Genomic DNA, 6,316 nt, shown 5'->3' with positions numbered 1-6,316 from the left:
CATTTCCCCTGGCTCTCATCCCGACGCTCACCAAGCACGGGTAGAGCGCGGGGCTTCCCGCCGAGAAGCTAAATATTAAACGGGATTGATTCGCACCGTGGCCAACGGCGAGAAGGGAGGCCAAGGGTGCCCTCCCACCGCGCCACGCGGCTCCACAATCCTCAGAGTCGAAAATAATAACTCTATTGTTATTCTAACCTCCATTTCCAGAAGGCATGACAATTCTGCGATCGCAGAAAGTAAAGTTTATGTAAACTTCATATTACGATTAGGCTCCATCGCCCCCGGAGGGGTCTGCGGCGGGAGCAGTTTCTTGGCGACAAATCACCCGGTAAACATCCACAGTTTCCTGCCTGCCTTTGAGCGCCAAAGGCCCCCAGGGTTCCACCACAAACTCATCGGGGAGTCTCACCAGGGTTTCTTCCGCAATCAACACCCGACAAATGCTCGACTGACGGTCTTTCTCACAACTTTCCAGCCGGGAAGCAATATTCACGCTATCGCCAATAATACCGTATTCTTGCCGGTCTTTGCCCCCCAAACTGCCCGCCACCACTGGCCCGGTGAAAATGCCCACCCGCATTTGAATCACCGGCAAACCGCGTTGCTGCCAGTAAAGGTTCAGTTCTCCGAGGCGATCGCCCATTGCCAAACCGCAATTCACCGCATTGCGGGCATCTTCAGCAATCTCCAGGTCTGTTTGGCGCGGGATGGGCACCCCAAACGCCGCCATGATGCCATCGCCGGTAAACTTATTAATAATCCCGTGATGTTCTTCCACCACCTGGGTCAGCATGTCCAAATATTCGTTTAACCACTCCATCAGGGCCTCCGGGGGCATCTGTTCGGAAATGGTGCTAAAGTTCTTCAAATCCGTAAATAACATGGTCGCCATCGACTTTTGACCCGGAAGCTTGCCATCCTTGAGCAAGCGATCGCGGTTTTCCCAGAGGGCATCGGCAATTTCGCGGGAGGTACTTTGACCGAGCAGCTTCATCACCATCTGCTGCTGTCGTCCCGCTTGATAGGCGCGATATGCCACCACACCGCCTGCGGCGATCGCAAATGCCACCCCAGGGGTCACCACCGGCACCCAACCGGCTTGGGTAAAAATCCCCCAGCTTATCAGCAATAACGCCCCTTCTCCTATCCCACTGATGGCACTCAAGACGATTGGATGACGAAAGACCCACGCCATCGTCCCCCCCGCCGCCGCCCAACCGATAATCCACACCCATTCTGCCCAATTGGGCCAAAACCAAAATAACCCCCGTCCATCTAGTACCGCACTCAAGATTTGGCTGGTCATCTGGGCGTGAATCACCACCCCCGCCATAAACGGATCGTCCTGGGCGGGGCTGTAGGGGGTGTAGTGCAAGTCGCCGATGCTGGGTGCAATGGTGCCGATCAGCACGATTTTATCTTTCACCCACTCGGGGTTGATGTAGCCCGATTCCACCTCAGACAGCGTGACTTGGCGCGCCACGTTCTCTGGCGAACGGTAATTGATGAGAAGTTGATAGCCTTGGTCATCAATGTGGGTATAGGCCCCGGAGGTGGAACTCAATTGGTTCAATACTGCTTTTCCCCAGAGAATCTCACCCCGGCGGTTGGGGTTGGGTTGCGGGACTAACCCTCGTTCTTCTAAGTACGTCATCGCCAGTTTCAGGGCCAAGGAAAAGTTGGTTTGTCCGTTCTCCACGAAGGTTATTAAACTGCGGCGAATCGGTCCGTCGGGATCGGTAATTAAGTCATTGAAGCTAATCCGTTCCTCGGGAACGCTGGGGGGCGGGTTGACTCCGGGGAAATCATTGCGAATGGCGATCAGGTTCTCGGCGGCGAGTTGTTCGACCATTGCTTGATGTCCCGGAGGTTGGGCTAAGTCTCGATAAATGTCTAAGCCAATCACGGCGGGATCGTATTGTTGCAGTTTGTCGATCGCTCTGGCGAGGGTGCGATCGCTTACGGGCCACTCTCCTTCTTTTTGGATGTCTTGTTCGGTAATGGCGACAATCAGAATGCGCGGATCCGGGGGTTCTGAGGCTCGCCACTGCATCATCCGATCGAACAGCATCAGTTCCCACCGCTGAAACCCCCCAAATTCTCGCACGCCCACGGCTAATCCAGCGGTGCAAAGGGTGGCGATCGCCACCACCGCTACCCCGGTTAGATCCGGCGATCGCTTCTTTATCTGGCGGAAAAACTTAAAAAACACGGATAGTTTCGATGGGGTTAAATGGCTAAGGTTCCGAGGTAAATTTAGCAACGGTGGGTTTCCGGTTTGGGTTGAGTGGGTTGCAGGTATCGAATTCCTCTCGGGGTCTCTCCCCTCCCTTTTGGGTATCAACCGGGTTGAAGTTTCCCCAGGGCAGGGTTTTTTGCCTCAGCTTGCGCGACTGAGAATTGCTTGGCGGCTATGATGGCTGTACGTTTGCCCGATTGGGCGTTGCTTCCCGTGCAATTGCTCCCCTCGGGGTGGAAAATCATCCCCGAGGAGGGGTCTATTGCCTTGAGTGTAGATGCATGGTTTAAAGTATGCCATGTTTCTAAGCCAATGCCGGGGTTTATCCCCTCGATGGCCACACCCCGCTCTGTGCCGGGTTTCTGCTTCAGCCGTCAGGAGTTGACATTTCCTCAAAAATGTGGTAATAGAGATTAAGCTATGGAACCGCTTTATTTGTAGCGGGTCAGTTGCACCCGGTAGCGCTGCTTTTTCGTGGTCTGCACTTCGCCGACTTCTAAGCGTCCTTTCCCGCGAATGGCAATTAAATCTTCGGGTTTGACTTGGTAACTGGGTTGGGTGATTTCTTTCCAGTTCACTCGCACGTCCCCAGAATTGATTAAATCCGCCATTTTGCTGCGCGACATGCCAAATCCGGCGGAGGCGATCGCATCCAATCTCATGGATGCTTCTACGGTGGTGAGTTCTTTTTTCTTCGGTTCGCGAATCTTTAGTTCGCTCAGGGCGATCGCTTGGGTTTTCACCGGCACCGATCGCACCTGGGTGAGGTTCATTTCTAAAAATTCTACCATCTCGGGCACCACGATCGCCTGCGCCCCACGTTCCCCCAATACGATGATGTCCCCGGTTTTTTCCCGCACGATTCCGGTTCCGAGCATAGCACCGAGAAAGTCCCGATGGCTTGCCGGATCGAACAGGAAGTTACCGGCAATGTCCAACGCGGCGATGGGCACGCTGGCTTTATCTAAGGGCAAATCTGCCCGGGCGATCGCCACTCGCTTGCGTTCCGCTTGGGGATAACCTCCCCATGCTACCATATTTATCTCGGTCAGGCGCTCGAATGCCGATTCGATTTCCATCAGTTCCGGCGGCGAAAGAAAGTCCATCGCCACAATTTCCCAGGTTTTAATCGCTTGTTCCGCGCAATCAATGGCCCGCGCCATTGTCTCTCTATTTTCAACGCTTTGCAATAGGTCTTCTTTTGGTAGCATTCGGGTCGCTATTTTTTCTCAACACTATTTTTATTTTATCGCGGCTACGCCTCCAACTTTGCAGGGCTTCCTCGCCTTTTCCCGAGGATGAAATGCCAGTGTTCTCCCCATTCATCCCTCCCCTGCCACTTTCCCCCAATTTGCGCTATATATTATAGGAGCATACTCTTTTTACTTTGCCCGATGGGGCAGGATTTGCCGAATTCTATGAACCGTGATGTCTTAAAACAAGTTACAGACTTATACGATCGCATCGACGAACAAACCGCTTCACTGCAACGCGCTACGGGATTGCACTGTCCCTCGGGATGCGGAAAGTGCTGCGAAAATCCCGAGGTGGAAACTACGGTACTCGAAATGTTGCCTCTGGCGCTGGAGTTGTGGCGTCGCGGCGAAGCATCCGCTTGGTTGGACCGGGTGGCGCAGGTGAATGAGTGCGGCCCTTGCGTGTTTTACTCTCCGGACCCGTTTATCCCCGGGAATGGTCGCTGTTCGGTGTATCCCTGGCGACCCAGTCTGTGTCGGTTGTTTGCTTTCGCTACGGTAAACGATAAGCAGGGAACCCCGCAACTGGCAGCTTGCGTGCGCCACAAAGCAACGATACCCGAGGAGGTGGATCGGGCAAAATCTGCGATCGCTGCCGGTCTAGATGCTGCCAATTTCTCGCACATCTCTACCCAAATCGCTAACCTCGACCCTTCCCTGGGAATCGAACGTTTTCCGATTAATCAAGCTCTGAAGTTGGCTTTACAACGAGTGGGGTTAATCGCTCAATTGGCATTGGAAGACGGTGATGGCGATCGGGTTGCCTAATTCATAAAATTCTTTCCTAGCACCTGCTGAAAACCAAAGCAATAATTGAAACTTGAGAAAACATTCTCTCGTTTTCTCGTTCTCTCCTCTCTCGTTCCCAGGCTCAGCCTGGGAACGCCCCGGACAAGCTATCGCCTACCAGAGAATTTCCCCTAATAATTCCCCCATTTCTTTTAACCAATTAAGGCGGAGAATTGAAATCGCGCTTTCACAAGCTTTCGTCTGCCAACACCAACTATTTTTTACCCAATTAAGGCGGGCGATCGCTCTCCCATTTTACTTCTAATCTTCCCCGCCCAAATCGCAACAAAACTTTATCAAAATTTCCCCAAAACCCCCTTGACAACCGTTCCCCCCTTGACCTATTATATGGATAATGGAAAAGGTGCGCCCCTATATATGCCATGACCGTTTACTGCCTGAATCCCGCCTGCCCGAAACCGGAGAACCCAGAGGGGAATCAATATTGCAATCGCTGCGGCACGCAACTGACGCCGGTATTGCGCGATCGCTATCGCATCGATCGCCCCCTAGGAAGCGGTGGATTTGGCAAAACCTATTTAGCCAAAGATACAGACCGACGGGATGCAGTTTGCGTGGTCAAACAGTTTGCACCCACTGACGGAATGAGCAGCAACCCGCAACTGTTGGAAAAGGCTCTGGAGTTATTTGAACGAGAAGCAGACCGCCTCTTGCACTTAGAAGAACATCCGCAAATTCCCACCCTCTATGCCTATTTCCAACAAAGCAATTATCTGTATTTAGTACAGCAATATATCCCGGGACAAACTTTGCTGGAACAATTCCAAGCTGAGGGCACCTTTGACGAAAGCAAAATTCGCGCACTACTACAAGACTTATTGCCAACTCTCCATTTCATCCACCAGCAAAAAGTCATTCATCGCGATATCAAACCCGAGAACATCATTCGCCGCCGCAGGGATAACAAATTAGTCTTAATTGATTTTGGCGTTGCCAAACAAAGCACTATCACGATGCAAACTCCTCAGAACACCTGCGTGAAAACCAAAGTGGGAACGCCAGGTTACGCCCCAATGGAACAACTGATGCGCGGCGTCGCCTATCCGGCTAGCGATTTATATAGTTTAGCAGTGACTTGCGTGCGGTTAATGACGGGATGTTTCTTAGAATTGGATAGTACCGATAAGCTTTACGACAGCATAGAAGGATGTTGGAAATGGCGAGAACAGTTGCCTTCTGGGGTAGAAATTAGCCAGAATTTGGCTCAGGTATTGGATAAGTTATTATCCGATTATCCAAACCAGCGATATCAGTCAGCGTTGGAAGTATTAGACGCCCTGAATCCGCCGCTAAAATTTAGCTTTGAGGTAATTACTGTCAATCGGTATGGAAAAGCGATCGACCGTCAGCAAAGGGAGGCGGAATATTTTACCGAAGATTTGGGACAAGGAATTGGGTTGGAAATGGTACGCATTCCGGCGGGTACATTTCGCATGGGTTCTCCGGAAACGGAGTCAGGGAGAGATAAGAATGAAAGTCCACAACATCGGGTGAAAGTGCCGGAATTTTTTATAGGCAAATATCCGGTAATACAGGCACAATGGCAAGCAGTGATGGGAAATAATCCCTCCTATTTCATCGGAGAAAATTTACCAGTAGAAAACGTATCCTGGCACGATGCGGTGGAATTTTGTGAGCGAGTGTCCCAAAAAACGGGACGAGTGTATCGCTTACCCAGGGAAGCAGAATGGGAATATGCCTGTCGCGCCGGAACCACCACGCCATTCCATTTCGGGGCAACCATGACCCCAGAATTGGCGAATTATAATGGAAATTATCCCTACGCCAAGGAAGAACAAGGGGAATATCGAAAAAAAACCACGCCGGTGGGGAGTTTTCCGCCCAATGCATTTGGACTATACGATATGCATGGGAATGTCTGGGAATGGTGTCAGGATGTTTGGCATGATAATTACAATGGTGCGCCGTCAGATGGGAGTGCTTGGGATTGGGGAGGAGATTCTGGGTACCGGATGCGGCGTGGAGGGTCTTGGAATTTCATCCCCAG

The 6,316-nt window shown here is 51.7% G+C and carries 4 protein-coding genes; 2 read left to right on the top strand and 2 right to left on the bottom strand.

Features of this window, described 5'->3' with window-relative positions:
• Nucleotides 1-268: 268 nt before the first annotated feature.
• Together LKK83_RS05820 and LKK83_RS05815 are read right to left on the bottom strand one after the other, a co-directional pair.
• Complete coding sequence (locus LKK83_RS05820; RefSeq protein ID WP_324629993.1) at nt 269-2,215, bottom strand: CHASE2 domain-containing protein; 1,947 nt, start codon at nt 2,213-2,215, stop codon at nt 269-271.
• A 458-nt stretch (nt 2,216-2,673) separates the two neighbouring features.
• Nucleotides 2,674-3,453, bottom strand: a complete 780-nt coding sequence (locus LKK83_RS05815; protein ID WP_324629992.1) for a photosystem II S4 domain protein — start codon at nt 3,451-3,453, stop codon at nt 2,674-2,676.
• 207 nt (nt 3,454-3,660) lie between these two features.
• Between LKK83_RS05815 and LKK83_RS05810 the strand changes: the two genes are divergently transcribed.
• Both LKK83_RS05810 and LKK83_RS05805 read left to right on the top strand, forming a co-directional pair.
• Nucleotides 3,661-4,266: a YkgJ family cysteine cluster protein gene (locus LKK83_RS05810; protein ID WP_324629991.1), complete on the top strand. Its 606-nt coding sequence runs from the start codon at nt 3,661-3,663 to the stop codon at nt 4,264-4,266.
• Between the two features lie 404 nt (nt 4,267-4,670).
• On the top strand, nt 4,671-6,316 hold a 1,646-nt coding region (locus tag LKK83_RS05805; RefSeq protein WP_324629990.1), incomplete at its 3' end, for a bifunctional serine/threonine-protein kinase/formylglycine-generating enzyme family protein.

It is taken from the genome of Phormidium sp. CCY1219, assembly GCF_035615515.1.
GTDB lineage: Bacteria > Cyanobacteriota > Cyanobacteriia > Cyanobacteriales > Laspinemataceae > CCY1219.
The sequence above is the reverse complement of the archived record's forward strand: the minus strand, read 5'-3'. Positions and strand labels throughout refer to the sequence as shown.